We start from the raw sequence: 18,806 nt of genomic DNA on the forward strand, positions 1-18,806 counted from the left end.
CTCATAATGAAACGATTGAAGTCTTTGAAATCTCTGTTTGCAATGAAACTCCAGAGTCGTATGCTGCTTGTCATTTTGGGGTCGATCACGATTTTTCTAGCTGTCATGATGACTTATATCAGCATGACTACAACGGAGGAGGCTCTGGATTCGGCCAAGACGCTCGCGGTGACAACGAGTGAGAAGATTGGCGCTCTGGTACAAGCAGAGCTCGACGATGTGATGAACTCCGCACGTACATTGGCTGTAAGCTTTGTTGGAATGAAGGAGAGCGACACCACGAATCGCTCAGCCGTTAATGAAATATTGAGACGAAATCTGGAAGACAATCCTTCCTGGAAAGGGATCTGGACCTTATGGGAGCCGGATGCCTTTGATGGCCAGGATAACGAATACAGAAACAAACAGGGCAGTGACCATACGGGGCGAATGATGTCTTACTGGGCAAGAACGGAATCCGGCCTGGAACGTTCCGTCATCGAGGATTACGAGCACGAAGGGGAAGGTGACTTCTATCTCCTGGCGAAGAACAGCGGCAAGGAAATCATTATGGATCCGTACGTCTTCAAAGTAGGCAACGAAGATGTCATGATGACATCGCTCGTTGTTCCGATTATCGATAACGGCAAGACCGTCGGCGTGGTTGGCGTCGATATTTCCCTGGCGCATTTGCAAAGCATAATGGAGCAGTTCCGATTGTTCGATACGGGTTATGCTCATATCTATTCGAATACCGGCGTGATCGTAACGTCCCCGGAGGACGGATTGATGGGGCAGACGCTTGAGAAGGCATATCCTGGCAAGACGGTTCCTCTTATACTGGATGCGATTCGGGAAGGGGATGTCTATACCGAAGAAGATGCCGAGCTGTACAAGCTGTATACGCCCATTAAGACCGGATTGACGGAAACGCCATGGTCTGCCGCTATCATTATCCCGATGGATGAGATTACGGCGAAGTCGGATGCACTGATCATCTCCATTATCGTTGCTGGTGCAGCCACCTTGGTAGCTATGGCAGCTGTCGTAGTCCTGTTAACGAGATCCATCGTGAAGCCGTTGGGCGTTTCCGTTTCTATCGGCGAGTTCATGTCGAAGGGAGACTTCACGCAGGAGGTTCCTGCGGCTTATCTTCGCAGAGCCGACGAAATCGGCACATTGTCCCGTGTATTTGCGCAGCTGCTGGAGAGCATGCGGGAGATGATCGGCAGAGTGAACATGAACGCATCATCGGTAGCCGCCGCTTCACAGCAGCTGTCAGCTGGTGCCGAGGAACTGGCTGTTGGGAGCAGCAGTCAGGCTGAATCCGTGCAGACCGTCAGTGAGTTGTTCCATGAATGGTCGAATGCCATCAATTCGGTTGCAAGCGACGCCTCGGCAGCATCCGAGCTTGTAAATCAGACCTCCGGTATTGCAACGGAAGGCAGCGGCATCGTCCAGCAATCGGTGGAAGGCATGAATCGGGTACGGGATCAGGTTGCCAAACTCGAAGCGGACTCCCAGCGGATCGGTGAGATCATCGAGGTCATCGACGATATCGCCAAGCAGACCAACCTGCTTGCCCTTAATGCGACGATCGAGGCTGCTCGGGCCGGCGATCAAGGAAGAGGCTTCGCCGTGGTGGCGGATGAAGTGCGTAAGCTGGCCGAACGCAGTGGAGGGGCCACGAAGCAGATTGCCGATATCATCAAGGGCATGCAGAAGAATACGGCCGATAGCGTGGAGGCGGTGAATCAAGGCGTCATCCACACGGAAAAAGCCGGGGAAGCTTTTGCCTACATTACAAGCATGGTGAATGAATCGGCGGGCAAAGTGATGGATATTGCAGCAGCCAGCGAGGAGCAGGCAGCCCAGGCTGCCGAGGTGGCAAGCGCCATTGAGACGATATCTTCGTCGACGGAGGAAACGGCGGCTACAAGCGAGGAATCGGCTGCAACGGCACAATCGCTTGCCGAGCTTGCCGAAGAGCTGAACCATACCGTATCGGCCTTCAAAATCTCGTAGCACCACTGGCATATTGATGATAAGCTTGGCCTAAGGGCCAGGCTTTTTTTCATGCAAGGCATTGGCGGCCTGCTATCGCAAGAAAAACTACTTCTAACCGCGGTCTGTTTTTTGTAAGGACGTCGATAGATGTTTTTATATGAATTGGAACTCCGTAATGCTTGGACAAAGGAGGAAAACGTGTGAATGGCAGCTTGTTTCAGCAGATGTTAGAAGAGGGGGATTACGTCCCGCGCTTTTACGCCTATTACTATAAGCAGTGGATGGATTATGAAATGCCTTACCATCAGCATGATTCAACCGAAATTATGTATATGATCTCAGGGGTATGCCGGATTGACGTGAAGGTAGGCGATACGGAAAAGAGTCTCACGCTGAAAAAAGGGGAGTTTATGGTATTGGATGCCGATGTCCCGCATCGGTTAATCGTTGAGCAGGCGGCCTCCTGCCGAATGCTGAATGTGGAATTCGGGTTTATGGAAACTGAAGGAAGGTCACTTTCTCTTAGGCAGATTGCCCGGGAGGAGCAAGAGGTATCTTTTCTGTTGAATCGGCCGTTTCCCTACTTGGTGTTAGTGGATCAAGAGGAGGTATATCCGGTGTTAAGGAGCCTCGTCCTTGAACTTGATCAAAGAGGGACTGAGGGCAGAATGATGACGCATATGCTGTTTATTCAGCTGCTTGTATGCATCGCCCGGCTGTATGATGAAAGGGAACGTAGCGAAATGCAGCAGAGCGAGTTCTACATTAAACGAAGCGTCGATTTCTTGCATCAGAACTATGACCGCAATATTCAGGTGAAAGACGTTGCCGCTGAGGTGAATCTGCATCCCGGCTACTTGCATCGAGTATTCCGCAGAGGGACGGGCAGAACAATAACCGAGTATCTGACCATGATTCGAATGGAAAAGGCCAAAATGCTGCTGGAGCAGACGGATATCCCCATCCATGAAATATCGGATTATGTGGGTGTTGGCAGCAGACAGTATTTTCATATGTTGTTCAAGAAGTATGCGGACACCACGCCGGTGGAATATCGGCTGCGGAAGGACCGCAATGCCTGGAAATACGGTGATCAGGATGCCGGAGCAGATAAGAAGTGAGGATTTTTGACTCAGAAGAGTTCAAGAGGTCATAATTTTGATAACGCTTTCTACCACTTGATTGTTACAATAACTACAATCTAATTTGCAGCTAAGGAGTGGATAGAATGTCATTTAAGGTTGCTTTTATCGGAGCGGGAAGCATCGGCTTTACCCGGGGAATTCTGCGTGACTTGTTGACTGTACCGGAGTTTAGGGATATCGAGGTCGCATTCACCGACATCAGCCAGCATAACCTGGATATGGTCACGGAATTGTGTCAGCGGGACATTATCGAGAATGGGCTGTCGATTGCGATTCAGTCCACCACGGATCGACGACAAGCCCTGCAGAATGCCAAATATGTCATCTGCACCATTCGCGTGGGTGGATTGGAGGCGTTTCGCACGGATGTGGACATTCCGCTGAAATACGGCATCGATCAGTGCGTAGGCGACACGCTCTGTGCAGGCGGCATTATGTATGGCCAGCGGGGAATCCCCGAGATGCTGAACATTTGCCGGGATATTCGCGAGGTGAGCGCGCCAGATGCACTGCTGCTGAACTATTCGAACCCGATGGCTATGCTGACATGGGCATGCAATCAGTATGGCGGCGTGCGGACGATTGGTTTATGTCATGGCGTGCAGCATGGGCATCACCAAATCGCCGAGGTGTACGGTCTAAAGAAACGGGAGGTCGATATTGTCTGTGCCGGAATTAACCATCAGACTTGGTATATTCAAGCCTCGCATCAAGGCAAGGATTTGACGGCTGGACTGCTGGATGCGTTCGAACGGCATCCGGAGTACAGCAGGACTGAGAAGGTTCGCATCGATATGCTGCGACGTTTTGGGTATTACAGCACCGAGTCCAACGGCCATCTAAGCGAATATGTTCCTTGGTACCGTAAACGGCCGGAGGAAATTACGGAGTGGATCGACCTCAGCAGCTGGATAAACGGAGAGACGGGCGGATATTTGCGAGTCTGTACCGAGGGACGCAACTGGTTCGAGACCGATTTCCCGAACTGGATGAAAGATCCGGCTATGGAGTACACGCCGGAGCAACGAGGAGAGGAACATGGCTCCTACATTATTGAAGGCTTGGAAACCGGCCGGGTATACCGGGGCCATTTTAATGTGGTGAATCAGGGCATTATCTCCAATCTGCCGGATGATGCAATCATTGAGGCGCCGGGTTACGTGGACCGCAACGGCATTTCCATGCCGCATGTAGGGAATTTGCCGTTAGGGCCGGCTGCCGTGTGCAACGCAAGCATATCCGTGCAACGGCTAGCGGTTGAAGCGGCGGTTCACGGAGATGACAAGCTGCTTCGTCAGGCATTTATGATGGATCCGCTGGTCGGTGCGGTATGTAATCCGAAGGAAATTTGGCAGCTGGTCGATGAAATGCTGGTAGCCGGTGAAGCCTGGCTCCCTCAGTATGCGGCTTCGATCGCTGAAGCGAAGGCACGGCTAACATCTGACAATCTGATACCCACCCGTCCGTATGAAGGAGCAGCGAGACTCAAGGTGAAGACGGTGGAGGAGATGCAGCTCGACCGGGAGAAGGCGAACAAAAACGCAGGTGAATCCGACAAAGGGAAGGATCGCGAAAAAACGTTAAGCTGATTGCGCATTAACGAAGGTGTCAAACAATAGAAATACTTATGGTTTCATGAATGCGTATTATACAAACACTTGGGCGAGGATGATATAACGGACAAAAATCCGTTATAATTCCTCTGCCAGAAGTGTTTTTTTTCTGCATACGGTTCATCTTTCACCTGCATATACTACGGATACATAGATATAAATTCGGATGGACAATCCCATACCTTAGACAGGTACACAGTTTGGGTAAAAATGGTTACAATTCAATTAGATAGGCAAAGCTCACCATTAAGGAGGCATGGGGATGATCATTGGGGTTCCCAAAGAAATCAAAAATAACGAGAGCCGTGTAGGCATGACGCCGGGTACGGTCGTCAGTTTCAGGAATGCCGGGCACGAAGTGCTTGTTCAATCCGGGGCAGGCCTTGGGATCGGATTTACGGATGAAGCTTACAGAGCGGCTGGAGCCAAGGTGGTTGCTTCGGCTGCCGAAGCGTGGAAAGCCGAGATGGTTGTGAAGGTGAAGGAACCCCTGCAAGAGGAGTATGAATACTTTCAAGAGGATATGATCCTATATACGTATCTGCACTTGGCCCCCGAGCCGGAACTGACCAAAGCACTGGTCGACCGTAAGGTGAGTGCCGTTGCTTATGAAACGATACAATTAACGGATGGCAGCTTGCCGCTGCTGACACCGATGAGTGAAGTGGCAGGAAGAATGTCCATCCAAATCGGGGCGCATTTCCTGGAAAAAGCACATGGCGGCAAGGGTGTCCTTCTAAGCGGCGTACCTGGAGTCGCCCCGGGTAAGGTTACCGTTATCGGCGGCGGCATCGTTGGCACCAATGCGGCAAGAATTGCGCTGGGACTCGGTGCGGACGTCAGCATCCTCGATATTAATCCCGCCCGACTTCGTCAACTGGATGATCTTTTCCAAGGGCGGGTCAAAACGATTATGTCCGATCCGTATCATATTGCGGAAACGGTGAAGGCTGCCGACCTTGTCGTGGGTGCGGTATTAATCCCCGGTGCAAGGGCTCCTCGCCTCGTAACGGAAGAGATGGTAAAAGAGATGAGCCCGGGATCGGTCATCGTGGATGTGGCAATTGACCAAGGAGGCTCGATCGAGACGATCGACCGGATCACCACGCATGATAATCCGACTTATGAAAAGCATGGCGTTATTCATTATGCGGTAGCCAACATGCCGGGCGCCGTAGCCAGAACCTCCACCATGGCACTGACCAATGTAACGGCACCGTATGGGTTGAGAATAGCAAGTAAAGGGCTCCGGTCTGCCGCTCGTCATGATAAAGCGCTTGCCAAGGGCATCAATGTCATCGAGGGCAAGGTAACCTATGAAGCGGTTGCGGCGGCTCATGGTTATGCGTATACCAGCATTGACGATTATTTGCTGGCATAGCGATAACAAGTTTTACAGCATGCAGAGCCATTTTTCATATACTTGACACGATACCAAGGTTTGACGTAAACCTTAGCGGTGCTTTCGCTCGGCCGCCGTGGGCAAAGCTGAAAAATGGCTTGTTATGTTGGTTAGACGCCTTCGCCTAGTTCAACATGAACAGGAGCTGATGCAGTTCCGTTTCCTTCAAATGCCTCCACTCCCCCCGTTCGAGCTGATCCAGTGTAATATTCATAATCCGAACACGCTCCAGCTTCAGGACTCTGTACCCCAAGGCTTTACACATTCTGCGGATTTGCAGATTAAGGCCCTGCGTCAATATAATACGAAATACATCTTCGCTTTGCCTGTAAACCTTGCATGGTTTGGTTATGACGTCCAGGATTTCAACGCCTTGAGACATCGCTTGCATAAATTCGTCCGTAACGGGTTTGTCCACGGTCACCACATATTCTTTCTCATGATTATGCTCCGAACGCATCATTTTGTTCACAATATCTCCATCGTTCGTGAGTAAAATCAACCCCTCAGAGGCTTTATCCAACCTCCCGATGGCAAAAATGCGCGATGGATAGTCAATAAATTGGATAATGTTTCCCGCCACATGTTCTGCTGCCGTACAGACAATACCGATGGGTTTATTGAGAGCCAGGTAAACCGCTTCGCTATCTTTATAAGGAATTTCCTTTCCATCTATCAACACGATATCGTGCGACTCAACGTCCGCCCCTTTTTCACACACCTTGCCATTGATTGTAATGCGTCCGGCTGCAATCAATCGGTTGGTTTCTCTGCGCGAGCAATATCCCGTTTTGCTTATGTATTTGTTAATTCGCATGCTCCACCGCTTCTCATGTGTCATATTGCCACAGGTTCATTTTAGTTAGCCTTGATCTAGCCGGGGGGATCGCCAGCCGGAATTCCTCGAGCGATCCAGTTGGGAACATAACAGCTCCTCTGGCGGATCGAAGTGGTAACCGGGGAATATCGAGCCTAGTAAAAATCCTGCGACATGCTCTCTTCGTCTGCAACAGCCTGTATCTCCTCCGATCCGATGCTGATAAAGCGGTAGCCGTCGGCTGCCTGCTTCTTCAGGGCACGCTCTTTGATGAACTTGGGGCTGGCTTCGCCGTTATCTTCGTCATACACGAGCAGAATACCATCGGTCTTGCGGAGAAGCAGATCATCCCTGGCCGTAAACTGCCACGGCCCCTGATAAGGGCCCTTGCTGACGGGTGCATAGAAGTCTACCCCCTTCATCACTTCCTGAAAATAAGCTTTTTTATCGTCGTTCCATTGCTCCTCGGGATTCTGGTAGGCCGTCAGAATGGAGCATTTCAGGTTGGGGTATTGGGACTTTAGTTCGATAGCCGCTTCGATGGCCCATAGGTCCACGCCATATTGTCCTGGCGTGATGACCCACTGGAGGCCTTCCTCAAGCAGTGGAACCAGGCGATTGGCAATCGCCTTACGTATATAAGGTATGCCTTGGTGTTTGTTATTGTAAATACCGAGCTCGTGGGCCCGATATCCGGTAATCAGAATGTTTTCCAATCGAGCACGCTCCCTGACAAAGAATAGGTCTAGTGTACCTTTTTCGGAAATTTTGATCAATCGATGTTACAAATCGTATAGAATGGGGAAGTAACTCGGAATACATATTTTAGGAGGACATTCGATTGAAGAAGTGGACAGCAGCATTACTAGGGGCAATTTTGGTTATGAGTATGACGGCATGCGGCAAGGACAACAAAGCAGCAGACGACGCCGCAACACCGCCAGCAACAGAACAAGGGACGACTCCTTCGACAGAGACGCCAGCTAAAGAAGAACCGAAGGAGGATGCTCTTCCGACTGCTGACGAGCTTCTCCAGAAATCGGCCGAAGCTTCCCAGAATTTGAAGAGCTTTGCGATGAAAGCCGATGTTAAACAGCATATCGTGGTTGAAGGCGAAGAGAAGCAGGAGCAGGATGTTAATATGTCACTTGACTCGGAACTTACGCTCGAGCCGGTGGAGATGATGCAGAACGTCGTGATGGATTCTCCGGAAGGCAAGGTCGAGATGAAGCAGTATATAACGGAAGACGGTATTTACATGCTCATGGATGGTCAATGGATGCAGGTTCCGAAGGAATCGGAGCAGGAGATCCGCGATAGCCTGGATCCAAGCAGTGCGAGTCCGGAGCAGCAGGTAGAGCAGTTCAAGACCCTTGCTAAGGACTTCAAAGTAACGGAGGATGGAGACACATACGTCCTGACGGCGGATGTCTCCGGCGACAATCTGAAGGAGCTTGCCAAGTCCATGATGAGCCAAGCGGGCAACGATCCGCAGATGGAAGCCATGATGGATCAAATGGATATCAAGAGCATCCATATTATTTATGGCGTACAGAAGGAATCTTACCTGCCTGCAACAACCGATTTGGACATGGTGATGGCAATGGAAGCCGAAGGTCAGAAGGTATCCTTGGATATGAAAATGAAGAGCACCTACTCGAAGCATAACGAAATCAGCAAAATCGAAGTGCCGAAGGAAGCATTGAACGCGAAATAATGCTGTTTGGCAGATGATATGAGAGGAATATGAAATGACGATATTCCTCATGAGTAAGGCTGCCCCGATTCTGTAGATGACTACAGACCGGGGCAGCTTTGTTTTTATCCAAAGGTCTCATTTCAAGGGTTTGGTCAAGGCAGCGTTTGCCTCAAATAGAGAACGAGGAGTGGCATGAGTCGTGTTTGAATTCATGATCAGTAGCTCATATATTTTGGGACATCGCTATTTATGGTTTATCGACCTCCACAATGACGCTGTCGAACAGTTGACCGTTAATGGAGACCATAATGCGCCATAGTCCTGGCGAAGGCAGCGACATGGAGGTAGGTATTGCTGCATCGGCGCCGTTATGAGGATAAGGATTGATACGAGTTTTAAATACATCAATGATCTCGGTCGTGTCTTTTTTCACGGCGGCGATGAGAAGCTCCCCCTTCAATTCCTCTTCACGCCCCCAGAAGTGCCACATGTATTTGTTGGGTTGGCCAGCGATAAAGCCCGGATCAATAAAGCCGAGACGCCCTTCGATGCCCGTCATTTCAGTCGGAGGATATTTTGAGGAAAGCATCGCCTCCACCGGGTCTTCAGAAGCAGCCGAAACGAAACTCGGGCTCGGCTCCCAGCTGCTGTCCGGCACATCGACCACGATATCGCCGTACTTCTCCTGATCCACCATTACGTCGAAACGCCATAAACCGGAGAGCGGCAGGGCAAAACGGGAAGATACTCGCGTAAAGTCATTGTATGCCATATCGGAAGTAATCTTCGTCTCAGCTAGCTCTTCAAGGGTAATGCCCGTATCCCGGTGTACGGCGGATATGCGGATCGTTTTCCCTTCAAGATCTTGAATGGGGGTTAGAAGATTCCACCAGGCACCGGCTGGAGAGCCCGCGACATTATCCCCGCCCGGAAATGCCTGAAGTTTATCTACGCCATCCTCCGTGTACACGCTGCGGGGAGCCCAATCGGCAGCATTCCCCCAACCCTTGATCGGGATCAGCTGTTGAATCACGGGTGATTCACGCCATCCCCATGCCGCCACGATTAGAAGAAGCATGAACACACTTGCGGTCATAATACGCAGACGTGTTGGAGACCTCCGTTTTTTTCTGCCCATTCTTACAGAGCCATTAGCAGCGTTGTTTAATACACTGGATCTCATCTCTTCGGTGAACATCGGCTCGTTAAATGGAGAAGAAGCGAGTTCCTGAATCCAATCGGGCTGCAGCTCTTGTTCGGTCTTCACTGGACATCCTCTCCTTTCAACATCATTTCCATTCGGGCTCGAGCCCGGTGCAGTCTGGATTTGATTGTTCCTTCGGATATGCCGAGCAGTTCCGCTATTTCTTTTCGCGGCAGCTGGTAATGGGATTCAAGAATCAGCACCTCCCGGTATTTGGGCGGCAGCTCCAACACATACTTCCAAATCTGCGAGACGGCAGCGGCATCCATAAACTCTTTTTCAGCGGAGGGTTTGGTCTGCTTGGAAGTGATCCAGCCGGTTAATGATACCCTTGTCATATAGGAAGACTTGAGATAGTTCAGGGAAAGATTGCGGGTGATGGTTAACAGCCATGTTTTGACAGAGCTTCGGCCCTGAAAATCATTCCAGTGCTTAAATGCTCTCAAAAACACGTCCTGACTGATATCGTCAGCCGCATCTTTGCGTTTCGTTAGGAAGAATGCATAGTTCCATACGTCCTGGCCGAAGGACTCCATCCAGTCACTCAGCACGGTGCTCGCATCATTCACGGCTACCATCGATTTAAGGTACTCCAATAACATCACCTCGACTATTAGACAATCAAATGACGGATCGGTTCCCGAATTTCCCGCAAAAAAATTGAAACAATTTAATCTGCAAATCGTTGTATGAATAACAGGTATGCAGGAATCGAGGAAGGGGAGAAGTCCTATGCATTTATATTTTAAGGATAACTTTTTTAGCTCGGGTATAACAGATATTATGGATAGGGAAGGCAGTGTCATAGGAAGTCTGGATTTGAAGAGCGCTTTCGGCTCCTCGCTGGACGTATATAACGCTTCGGGAGATCCGGTATGCAGCGGGTCGTTTCGATTCTTCTCGAACAAATGGAATATTACTGGCGGCAATGGGGAAGAACTGGGCCTGCTGCGCATGCGGATGAGTTTTTTTACGAAAAAATTCGAATACGATGCGGGATCGCGGGGCGTATACGAGATCACTTCGCCTGCTTTTTCCAATGAGTATGAAATAACGGATGATGCCGGAGGGGGCATCGCCTCTTTTTCCCGCATTAGCGGCTGGCTTCAAGCCGGAGCCTATCAGCTTCAGAATGAGAGCGACGTTCTTGGTGACTGGGAGCTTGTTGCCGTCGTGATGGGCATTCACCAGATACGCAAACGCAACAACAGCGCTGCCGCATCGAGCTCTCATTAAGCTCAAGGGAACCCAGATTTAGATGATGAGAGGAGGAAGCAAAATGGATGAAGTCAGCGATCATCTGGATTATGGATTGACTCTTGTATTTATCGGTTTTAATCCGAGTTTGCGATCCGGGGAGGTCGGTCATCATTATGCGAACCCTCGCAACAATTTTTGGAGGATTCTGCATAAATCCGGTTTGACCCCGCGCTTATATGAAGCCGCTGAGGATGGGGAATTGCTTAAGCTAGGGTACGGATTTACCAATATTGTAGCCAGGCCCACAAGGGGGGCCGAAGACATAACCCGCGAAGAGTACAGGCTCGGTAGAGAGACGCTGCGCGAGAAGCTGGCCAAGTACAGACCGGAGGTTGCCTGCTTTGTCGGCAAGGGCGTGTATACCGAATTTAGCGGCAAAGCCAAGGCGGATTGGGGAATTCAGCCGGACTCCGTCATTGACGGCGTGCGTGAGTTTGTAGCTCCTTCTTCCAGCGGACTGGTGAGAATGCCCATGGATGAGATTATCGGAATTTATCGGCGATTGCATGATTTTATATCGAGGAATGAGTACTGAACAGGAGTGTACGACAAGAACCATTCATGGGTGGACAATGAAAAAGAGGAGCGTCCAGGAGACCCGGTTGCTGGGTTCTTGGTGCTCCTCTTATGGATATAGAAAATATAAGCTTTCAGTGAAGTGAAGGCGTTTAGGCTGCCATATTACGGACGCTTCAGCAGCGCAGGATCAATCCTTGGCACAAGCCCTTCATCGGCTGCGCGGTTCAGCAGGGCTGAAATCGCGGCATAACCATCCTCGCCCAGCTCCGCGGTAAATGGATTGACGTACAGGTCGATGTGAGCATCGGCGACATCCGGGTCCATTTCCTGAGCGTGATGGAGGACATAGGCCCGAGAGTCCTCGGGATGTTGCCAGGCGTATTCGACAGAGGAGCGGATCCAGTTCGAGATGCTTGCCAGATCCAGCGACCTGCGGGCCACAATGGCTCCCAGAGGAATAGGCAGATTGGTATCGGACTCCCACCAGCTGCCCAGATCCGTCATCATCTTCAATCCATAAGACGAGTAGGTGAACCGTGCTTCGTGAATGACAAGCCCGGCATCAATCGCTCCATCCCGGACAGCCGGCATAATCTGATCGAACGGCATCACCACGATTTCGCCAAGCCCTCCGGGTACGTTCTGTGCGGCCCACAGACGGAACAACAGATAAGCCGTGGAGCGCTCGCTTGGAACGGCTACCCGCCGGCCGGACAAATCCGCAGGGCTGTCAGGGGTTTTACCATCCGTCAGCTTGTCCGCTGTCAGAACGAGCGGCCCGCATCCGCGGCCAAGTGCTCCTCCGCAGGGCAGAAGGGCATATTCATCCAGCACCCAGGGGAGCGCGGCATAGGATATTTTTAAGATATCATGTTCTCGATCTTCGGCTGCCCAGTGATTGGTGATATCGATATCCGCATAGGATACATCCAGCTTGGGGGCGCCTGGAATCCGTCCGTGAACCCAGGCATGAAATACAAATGTGTCGTTGGGGCAAGGGGAAAAAGCGATTTTCATCGTAACACCTCCGGTAGTAATGAACTTGCGGTCTCAAGCGCCTGCAGCGCCTCCTTGATCTTCCATGCACTGCGGTCCCGCGGACCGACCTGATTGGAAATGGACCGGATTTCGAGCACGGGCACACCGACTGCAGCGGCAGCGGTGGCCACGCCGAAGCCCTCCATCGCCTCGGCTGCGGCGTCCGGTACCCGGTGGAGGAGACGTGCGGCCGTTGCGGCTGTTCCCGTCGTAGTGGAGACCGTCAGAACGGGCCCGAGGGTTACGGGAACGCCAGCATGTTGTAAGGCCTCCGCGAGTTTGCGGGCGGAATCCGGATGTGCCTGCACCCGATCCGTTCCGAAGCCGAGCTCCTGGACGCTGCTGAAGCCGTCTTCAGTTTCGGAACCGAGATCAGCGGCAATGATGGTGTCCGCAATAACGATGGAACTAACCTCAGCCTGACCGGCAAATCCTCCAGCGATACCTGCGCTGATAACCCAATCATAGGTGCCTTGAACCAACTTGCGGGCAGTCGCAGCAGCGGTTGCCGCTGGGCCGACTCCACCCGCGATGACATCAAATCCGTGAGCATGGTTAAGCCCGCGCTGCACGGCTTCTTTTTCAGCATCGACCGCCGTGACAATAAGTACGCGTGTGGATGACGGGTCTTGCGAGTTATGTGACTCGGTTATATCCACCGAGTTGGATGGGGTATGTTTCTGCATGTTATTTATCTCCTTCTTAGCTGTAACGATAAACATCGTTATCCTTTTACGTTATAACGTTCTTGTGGCGATGTAAAGTCTCGTGCATGTTAAGACTGGACTTTATCTGTAGCAGCAACTTTCCGATATAGAGTATAATGGACGGTAACTTACATACATCATGAGTAGATTCGGAGGTTGGATAGCTTTGCGTAAGAAGGGTGCGAACGGACAAGAAAGCCGGGCTAGACTACTGATTGTCGCTGCTAATGAATTTGCAAAGTCAGGATACCATCAGACCAAGATCAGCACCATCGTTTCTCGGGCTGGATTGACGCAGCCGTCATTCTATTTGTATTTTGAGAGCAAAGAAGCCGTGTTCAAGGAGCTGGTGGAGAAATTTCGAGCTGAGCTCAAGATCCTGCTCGAGGGCAGCAGATTGGAAAGTGGAATCGATGAGAATCATGTGACCGGCCGTTTGCAGAGCGTACTGACAGGGTTGTTCGCGTTTCTTGGCAAAGACCCGGATCTGACGCAAATCGGTTTTTTTATTGGGGATGACGCGGTGATCGTAAAGTCGGAAATGGCAGCCATGATTGAGCAAAATCTGAAAGCTGAGCAGCGGGACGGGTATTTTGACGGTGAATCCGATATGCATATCGTTGCGGAGTGCTTGGTCGGTGTCATTGAAAGACTGACCTCGCAGCAGCTTCTGACAGGCAAGCGGACTCCTGAGGATCTTGCGCGTCACGTGGTGAGTTTATTTATGCACGGTATCAGCATTTATCCAGCTAAGCGGGCTACATAAGGCAATGAAATTCAATGTACAAAAATAAGATAATTAACATATCAGAAACAGGCTGCAACATGGTTAGGTTTAACTGTGGACGGTCTGTTTTTTGCTGCCGGCCATAGCCAAATTTTAGCAAGGGTTTGATCTTTTTCAAAGAATTGCAGTATATTCATTATACGTTATGTAACCGATTGCAACTGAAGATGGCGAACGAAGGATCAAGGATCGGGGGACTTATTCATGAAGAAGATGATGCTGGTGTACGGTGCGCTTCTATTGGCTTTTTTCACCTATGTCTTCATGTACAGGCTGGAGGACAAGCGTTCTTCCGCTTGGGAGGAGGGCGGCCTGCACGGCAGCATGGGTGAGAATTATGTTATGGTGACTTTTCAATCCGGTATGGAATACTGGAAAAATATTCTGAAGGGCTTCGAGGATGGAGGGGATGCGCTAGGCGTAACTGTCGATTATCGCGGCTCTACACAATACGACGTGGAGGAACAGATCACTGTTCTGGAACAAGTGATTGCCAAAAAGCCTGCCGGTATCGCCCTGTCGGCCATCGATTCCAAAGCGCTGACGTCGACAATTAATAAAGCCGTGGATGCCGGGATCCCCGTCGTGCTGTTTGATGCGGATGCGCCTGACAGTAAGGCCTATTCGTTCCTGGCAACCAACAATTACAACGCTGGCGTTGCGGCCGCGGACAAAATGGCGCAGCTTCTCGGCCGGGAAGGGGAGATCGGGATTGTTACCCAGCCCGGGCAGCAGAATCATGATGACCGTTCCGAAGGCTTCAGGGACACTTTAGAGCAGCGATATCCCGGCATGTCCGTGGTGGAGATCAGGGAAGGCAAAGGGGATACCCTCGTTGCCAAAGAGGCTGCTGCCGACATGCTGGATAAGCACCCGGATCTCAAAGGGATCTTCGTAACGGAGGCCAGCGGCGGAATGGGCGTGGCGGATGCCGTGATCGGCGCGGATAAAGCAAACCGAATTACCATCATCGGATTCGATACGAATAAAGGAACGCTGGACCGGATTTCCGATGGAACCATCGCGGCAACGATCGCCCAGGGGACGTGGAATATGGGCTATTGGTCCTTGCAGTATTTGTTTCATCTGCATCATGGTCTTACCGTACCGGCCCCGACGCTCGGCAATGACGTATCTCCGCTTCCGACAAGGGTGGACACCGGGATTTCCATTGTGACCCGAGAGAATGTGAATGATTATTATGCAAAATAGAAACAGAGCGGAATCCTGGCGCGAAGGCATGTCGCGGTGGCTGCGGTTCGGGGATTTGCCGCTGAGATACAAGCTCGTCATTTTGTTCCTCATGGTTGGCATCCTGCCCTCAATCGCGCTGAGTGTCCTCGTCAATTGGACGGTTAACCGCATTGTGGATCAGCAGGTAACCTCGAACACCATTCAATTGATCGGAAAGGTCAATCAGACCCTGGACAATGATATGGAGAATCTCCAGAACATTACGTATTTGATCGGATTTGACCCGCGCACGGAACGATTTCTGAATGGGGAAATTCAAGGGGACAAGCCAGCCGTTGGAACCGAAGATACGGGTGATTCCGGCCCGCGAACCGCCTCGGTCAAGCAGGACAATACGGAGAATTATGAGATTAAGCGGTACCTTCAAGGCTTCACGACGCTGTACCCGGAAATCGCCTCTATTCTTCTGGTCAATCGCGAGGGAGAGTATATCAGTAACGAAATGTACGCACGCAGTCCGGCAAGTTTGACGGAGGAAGAATGGTACCGCGAGGCTGTTTTAAATGAAGGGATTTTCACCGTGCTTGGCCATCCGGCAGAGCGTAATGTCACCACCCATGTTCATTACGGCAACGAGGAGCTGGTATCGGTCGTTCGCTCGATTGTGGATCCGGATACGAGGGAAGTAACCGGTGCGGTATTGATCGATTTGAAGCTGCGGGCAGTCGCGAGAGCGGTCCGGGATGTCACGCTTGGAAAAAGCGGATATTTGATGGTGGCAGAGGCCGGCGGCTCCAGTATCTATGCTCCGGAGGATTCCATCATTCCGTCCATTCCCCCCTCGTGGTTTCCGGAAGAGGACAGCGGCGCCTTGATCCGCGAGGTGAACGGGGAGCGTCTGCAATTGATATACGGCACCTCCTCATTTACCGGCTGGCGGACGATCGGCGTATTTCCAACCAGCGAAACGGTGTATGAGGTCCGGGAGATTCGTTTTTATATGATTTGTTTCTTGTTTGTGGTGTGTTTGTTTGGGGTTGCGGCATCCTATACGCTTTCACAGTCGATATCCAGACCGATCTGGCAGCTCATGTCCTTCATGCAAAAAGCCGAATCCGGGGATTTGACGACCCGTTACTGGGGAAACCGGCAGGATGAGGTGGGTATGCTCGGCCGCAGCTTTAACCGCATGCTTCTGCAGATTCGAAAGCTGATGAAGCTGAGCGAGCTGCGGGAAAAGCAGAAGCGCGAAGCGGAGCTGCGCAGCCTGCAGGCTCACATTAAGCCGCATTTTCTGTACAACACGCTGGATACAATTCATTGGATGGCCCGCAAGAAAGGGGCGGACGATGTATCGGATCTGGTGGAATCCTTGTCGCGGCTGTTTCGGATCGGGCTCAGCAAAGGGGATGATATTATTCCCATGTCCGACGAATGGACGCATATCAGCAGTTACCTGCAAATACAGAAAACGCGTTACCGCGACAGGCTGCAGGTTGAGATGGAGCTTTCGCCAGAGGCTGAGAAATTGTACGTGCTGAAGCTCTTACTGCAGCCGATCGTGGAAAACGCGATATACCATGGCATTAAGGCCCGTAGAGGGCCTGGGCGAATTGTCATCAAAGCCCAGGTGAACGGAGACGTTCTTCTCCTTAGCGTCCAGGATAATGGGGCCGGCATGTCTTCTGATCGGCTGGAGGCGCTTCGCAAACAGCTTGCCGACCCGGTAACCGCCATGGAGGCGACCCCGGGAGAAGGGCTGGGCGGAAGCCGAAGCTACGGCATGCTGAATGTGCAGGCACGTATCAAGCTAACGTTCGGCGATGAGTACGGAATCACGATTGACAGTACAGAGAACGAGGGAACCACGGTAGTGATTACGCACCCGCTGGTGCATGCCGTTCCTTCGTCCTCCGATCATGATGGGAGAGACAGGTTATGAAGAGAGCGTATCAAGTCTTGATTGCCGACGATGAGCCAATTATCCGCGAGGGCATTCGGGATGCGGTCGACTGGGAGGCACTCGGCATGGAAGTGGCTGCCGAAGCGGAGGATGGCGAAGAGGCGCTGGAGCTTGCGCTCAGCCAACCGATTGACATTATGCTGGTCGATATGAATATGCCGTTCCTGGACGGCATCGGGCTTATGAAGCGGATGAAGGAAGAACGTCCCGAATGCCGGTTCGTCATTATTACCGGTCATGACGAATTTGCTTATGCGCAGGAAGCGATCCGGCTCGGGGTTAAGGATTATATATTGAAGCCGGTGAATGCGGGTCACCTGATCCAGGTGCTGGGCAGCGTTCGGGATGAGCTGAACGACCATCAAATCCAGGAGAACTATCTTAAGAAGGCGTCCGAGCAAATCGAGAAGAACATTCCGCTGCTGCGGGAACGGTTCTGCCTCGAATGGATACATGGCCTGCTGGATGAGGAGGAGGCGCTCGAGCAGCTGGAATTCCTGGGACTGCCGCCTTGCCGTCCATCCCGGATCGGCATCGCCAGATGGACGGAGATGACGGCTCCGCAGCCTTTGATGAAGGAAAGCGACCGGCAGCTGTATCTGTTCGCGATGGAAAATATAATCGCCGAGCTGTTTCATCCCGCGCCCTGCGTTTTGTTCCGGGATCACACCGGATGGATCGGCATCTGCTGCTGGGGAGTAGCGGATTCGAACATTGCGGCCGATGCCGAGCAGCTGATCCAGAAGTACTTAAAGCTGGCTGTGAATGTACATCTGGAGCCTGTTTCGGAAGAAGCGGACGGCGCGGTTGCAGCCGCCTATGAGGCTTGCCGGGAAGGGGTGTTCAAGGAGGCGCAGCTCTCTCCGCTGGTACGGCGGGCTCGCCAGCTCATCCAGGAGCAGTATGCCGTTCGGGAGCTGACGCTGGAATCCTTTGCCCATGCCTTGCAGGTTTCGCCCGTCTATCTGAGCCGGACGCTAAAGAAAGAACTGGGCACGTCTTTTATCACGCTCATGACCCAGACGAGGATTCAGAAAGCAATCCAGCTGCTCAACTCCACCGAGCTTAGCATCCTGGACATCGCGGAGCGGGTAGGGTATGACAGCCAGCATTATTTCAGCACGGCTTTTAAGAAGGTGATGGGGGTATCGCCGAACCGGTACCGCAAAGGGGCGACGGTTCAGGAAGAATAAGCGGTTGAGTTAGGGGCATGAAGTTGGTATCCGGAACCTATACCATTCTGGCAGGCCGTATATGATCGTAATTATGGTCCGCTGGCGAGTTTGATGCCCGCAGACTTTTCTAATGATATGGGGAGATGACACGGTTTTCGCGCTTATCATGGCTTAAGTGAAGGCGATAGCCTCTGTTTTGTTGGGATAACCAACTTAACAGAGGCTTTTTTTATGCAGGCAACCGCTTGAGACATGCTGTGTACGGAGCCGGGACGTTAAGCAGCCATGTACACACCC

Annotated in this window: 17 protein-coding genes; 11 read left to right on the top strand and 6 right to left on the bottom strand. The window is 51.6% G+C overall.

The window, feature by feature from the left end:
• Positions 1 to 6 precede the first annotated feature (6 nt).
• The 4 genes from BJP58_RS27150 to ald all read left to right on the top strand — a co-directional run bounded on the left by BJP58_RS27150 (position 7) and on the right by ald (position 6,125).
• Positions 7 to 2,004 carry a methyl-accepting chemotaxis protein gene (locus BJP58_RS27150; RefSeq protein ID WP_194541370.1) on the top strand — a complete coding sequence of 666 codons (1,998 nt, stop codon included), beginning with the start codon at positions 7 to 9 and terminating at the stop codon, positions 2,002 to 2,004.
• Positions 2,005 to 2,186: 182 nt separating this feature from the next.
• A complete protein-coding gene (locus BJP58_RS27155) occupies positions 2,187 to 3,107 on the top strand; it encodes an AraC family transcriptional regulator (RefSeq protein ID WP_194541371.1) in 921 nt (306 codons plus the stop codon).
• A gap of 107 nt (positions 3,108 to 3,214) precedes the next feature.
• Positions 3,215 to 4,720 carry an alpha-glucosidase/alpha-galactosidase gene (locus BJP58_RS27160; RefSeq protein ID WP_194541372.1) on the top strand — a complete coding sequence of 502 codons (1,506 nt, stop codon included), beginning with the start codon at positions 3,215 to 3,217 and terminating at the stop codon, positions 4,718 to 4,720.
• A 286-nt stretch (positions 4,721 to 5,006) separates the two neighbouring features.
• Positions 5,007 to 6,125: an alanine dehydrogenase gene (gene ald / locus BJP58_RS27165; protein WP_194541373.1), complete on the top strand. Its 1,119-nt coding sequence runs from the start codon at positions 5,007 to 5,009 to the stop codon at positions 6,123 to 6,125.
• Between the two features lie 145 nt (positions 6,126 to 6,270).
• Here the strand turns inward: ald and BJP58_RS27170 are convergent, their stop codons facing one another.
• Both BJP58_RS27170 and BJP58_RS27175 read right to left on the bottom strand, forming a co-directional pair.
• Positions 6,271 to 6,963, bottom strand: coding sequence for a pseudouridine synthase (locus BJP58_RS27170; RefSeq protein WP_194541374.1), 693 nt, complete (start codon positions 6,961 to 6,963; stop codon positions 6,271 to 6,273).
• A 155-nt stretch (positions 6,964 to 7,118) separates the two neighbouring features.
• On the bottom strand, positions 7,119 to 7,679 hold the full coding sequence (locus tag BJP58_RS27175; RefSeq protein WP_194541375.1) for an SLOG family protein: 561 nt from the start codon (positions 7,677 to 7,679) through the stop codon (positions 7,119 to 7,121).
• 125 nt (positions 7,680 to 7,804) lie between these two features.
• Here BJP58_RS27175 and BJP58_RS27180 point away from each other — a divergent pair, with 125 nt between their 5' ends.
• A complete protein-coding gene (locus BJP58_RS27180; protein ID WP_194541376.1) occupies positions 7,805 to 8,680 on the top strand; it encodes a DUF6612 family protein in 876 nt (291 codons plus the stop codon).
• A 229-nt stretch (positions 8,681 to 8,909) separates the two neighbouring features.
• Here the strand turns inward: BJP58_RS27180 and BJP58_RS27185 are convergent, their stop codons facing one another.
• Entirely contained in the window at positions 8,910 to 9,929 is a 1,020-nt protein-coding gene (locus tag BJP58_RS27185; protein ID WP_194541377.1) for a DUF4871 domain-containing protein, read from the bottom strand.
• The gene (locus BJP58_RS27190) at positions 9,926 to 10,444 is read right to left on the bottom strand and encodes an RNA polymerase sigma factor (protein ID WP_194545081.1); all 519 of its coding nucleotides are present in this window, start codon (positions 10,442 to 10,444) and stop codon (positions 9,926 to 9,928) included. The genes BJP58_RS27185 and BJP58_RS27190 overlap by 4 nt, the downstream gene beginning before the upstream one ends.
• 154 nt (positions 10,445 to 10,598) lie before the next feature.
• Between BJP58_RS27190 and BJP58_RS27195 the strand changes: the two genes are divergently transcribed.
• Positions 10,599 to 11,102, top strand: coding sequence for an LURP-one-related family protein (locus BJP58_RS27195; protein WP_194541378.1), 504 nt, complete (start codon positions 10,599 to 10,601; stop codon positions 11,100 to 11,102).
• A 43-nt stretch (positions 11,103 to 11,145) separates the two neighbouring features.
• Entirely contained in the window at positions 11,146 to 11,661 is a 516-nt protein-coding gene (locus BJP58_RS27200) for a mismatch-specific DNA-glycosylase (protein ID WP_194541379.1), read from the top strand.
• A gap of 146 nt (positions 11,662 to 11,807) precedes the next feature.
• On the opposite strand, the gene BJP58_RS27205 is transcribed toward BJP58_RS27200, so the two are convergent.
• Together BJP58_RS27205 and BJP58_RS27210 are read right to left on the bottom strand one after the other, a co-directional pair.
• The gene (locus tag BJP58_RS27205; RefSeq protein ID WP_071223528.1) at positions 11,808 to 12,662 is read right to left on the bottom strand and encodes a 1,4-dihydroxy-6-naphtoate synthase; all 855 of its coding nucleotides are present in this window, start codon (positions 12,660 to 12,662) and stop codon (positions 11,808 to 11,810) included.
• Positions 12,659 to 13,369, bottom strand: coding sequence for a futalosine hydrolase (locus BJP58_RS27210; protein WP_194541380.1), 711 nt, complete (start codon positions 13,367 to 13,369; stop codon positions 12,659 to 12,661). Before BJP58_RS27210 ends, BJP58_RS27205 begins: the two co-directional genes overlap by 4 nt.
• A 187-nt stretch (positions 13,370 to 13,556) precedes the next feature.
• Here BJP58_RS27210 and BJP58_RS27215 point away from each other — a divergent pair, with 187 nt between their 5' ends.
• From BJP58_RS27215 to BJP58_RS27230, 4 genes are all read left to right on the top strand, one after another.
• Positions 13,557 to 14,156 carry a TetR/AcrR family transcriptional regulator gene (locus BJP58_RS27215; protein WP_194541381.1) on the top strand — a complete coding sequence of 200 codons (600 nt, stop codon included), beginning with the start codon at positions 13,557 to 13,559 and terminating at the stop codon, positions 14,154 to 14,156.
• Positions 14,157 to 14,381: 225 nt separating this feature from the next.
• Complete coding sequence (locus BJP58_RS27220; RefSeq protein ID WP_194541382.1) at positions 14,382 to 15,389, top strand: substrate-binding domain-containing protein; 1,008 nt, start codon at positions 14,382 to 14,384, stop codon at positions 15,387 to 15,389.
• On the top strand, positions 15,370 to 17,313 hold the full coding sequence (locus BJP58_RS27225; RefSeq protein ID WP_442953942.1) for a cache domain-containing sensor histidine kinase: 1,944 nt from the start codon (positions 15,370 to 15,372) through the stop codon (positions 17,311 to 17,313). The genes BJP58_RS27220 and BJP58_RS27225 overlap by 20 nt, the downstream gene beginning before the upstream one ends.
• Positions 17,310 to 18,527: a response regulator transcription factor gene (locus tag BJP58_RS27230; protein ID WP_194541384.1), complete on the top strand. Its 1,218-nt coding sequence runs from the start codon at positions 17,310 to 17,312 to the stop codon at positions 18,525 to 18,527. The genes BJP58_RS27225 and BJP58_RS27230 overlap by 4 nt, the downstream gene beginning before the upstream one ends.
• The last annotated feature ends 279 nt before the right edge of the window (positions 18,528 to 18,806 follow it).

The sequence above is a fragment of the Paenibacillus sp. JZ16 genome (assembly GCF_015326965.1).
Taxonomy (GTDB): domain Bacteria; phylum Bacillota; class Bacilli; order Paenibacillales; family Paenibacillaceae; genus Paenibacillus_AQ.

Excerpts from the sequence above, each read along its gene's own strand:
- BJP58_RS27150 (WP_194541370.1), top strand. The coding sequence starts at position 7 with ATGAAACGATTGAAGTCTTTGAAATCTCTGTTTGCAATGAAACTCCAG.
- ald (WP_194541373.1), top strand. The coding sequence starts at position 5,007 with ATGATCATTGGGGTTCCCAAAGAAATCAAAAATAACGAGAGCCGTGTA.
- BJP58_RS27220 (WP_194541382.1), top strand. The coding sequence starts at position 14,382 with ATGAAGAAGATGATGCTGGTGTACGGTGCGCTTCTATTGGCTTTTTTC.
- BJP58_RS27170 (WP_194541374.1), bottom strand. The coding sequence starts at position 6,963 with ATGCGAATTAACAAATACATAAGCAAAACGGGATATTGCTCGCGCAGA.
- BJP58_RS27205 (WP_071223528.1), bottom strand. The coding sequence starts at position 12,662 with ATGAAAATCGCTTTTTCCCCTTGCCCCAACGACACATTTGTATTTCAT.
- BJP58_RS27190 (WP_194545081.1), bottom strand. The coding sequence starts at position 10,444 with ATGGTAGCCGTGAATGATGCGAGCACCGTGCTGAGTGACTGGATGGAG.
- BJP58_RS27225 (WP_442953942.1), top strand. The coding sequence starts at position 15,370 with ATGATTATTATGCAAAATAGAAACAGAGCGGAATCCTGGCGCGAAGGC.
- BJP58_RS27210 (WP_194541380.1), bottom strand. The coding sequence starts at position 13,369 with ATGCAGAAACATACCCCATCCAACTCGGTGGATATAACCGAGTCACAT.
- BJP58_RS27195 (WP_194541378.1), top strand. The coding sequence starts at position 10,599 with ATGCATTTATATTTTAAGGATAACTTTTTTAGCTCGGGTATAACAGAT.
- BJP58_RS27160 (WP_194541372.1), top strand. The coding sequence starts at position 3,215 with ATGTCATTTAAGGTTGCTTTTATCGGAGCGGGAAGCATCGGCTTTACC.
- BJP58_RS27200 (WP_194541379.1), top strand. The coding sequence starts at position 11,146 with ATGGATGAAGTCAGCGATCATCTGGATTATGGATTGACTCTTGTATTT.
- BJP58_RS27230 (WP_194541384.1), top strand. The coding sequence starts at position 17,310 with ATGAAGAGAGCGTATCAAGTCTTGATTGCCGACGATGAGCCAATTATC.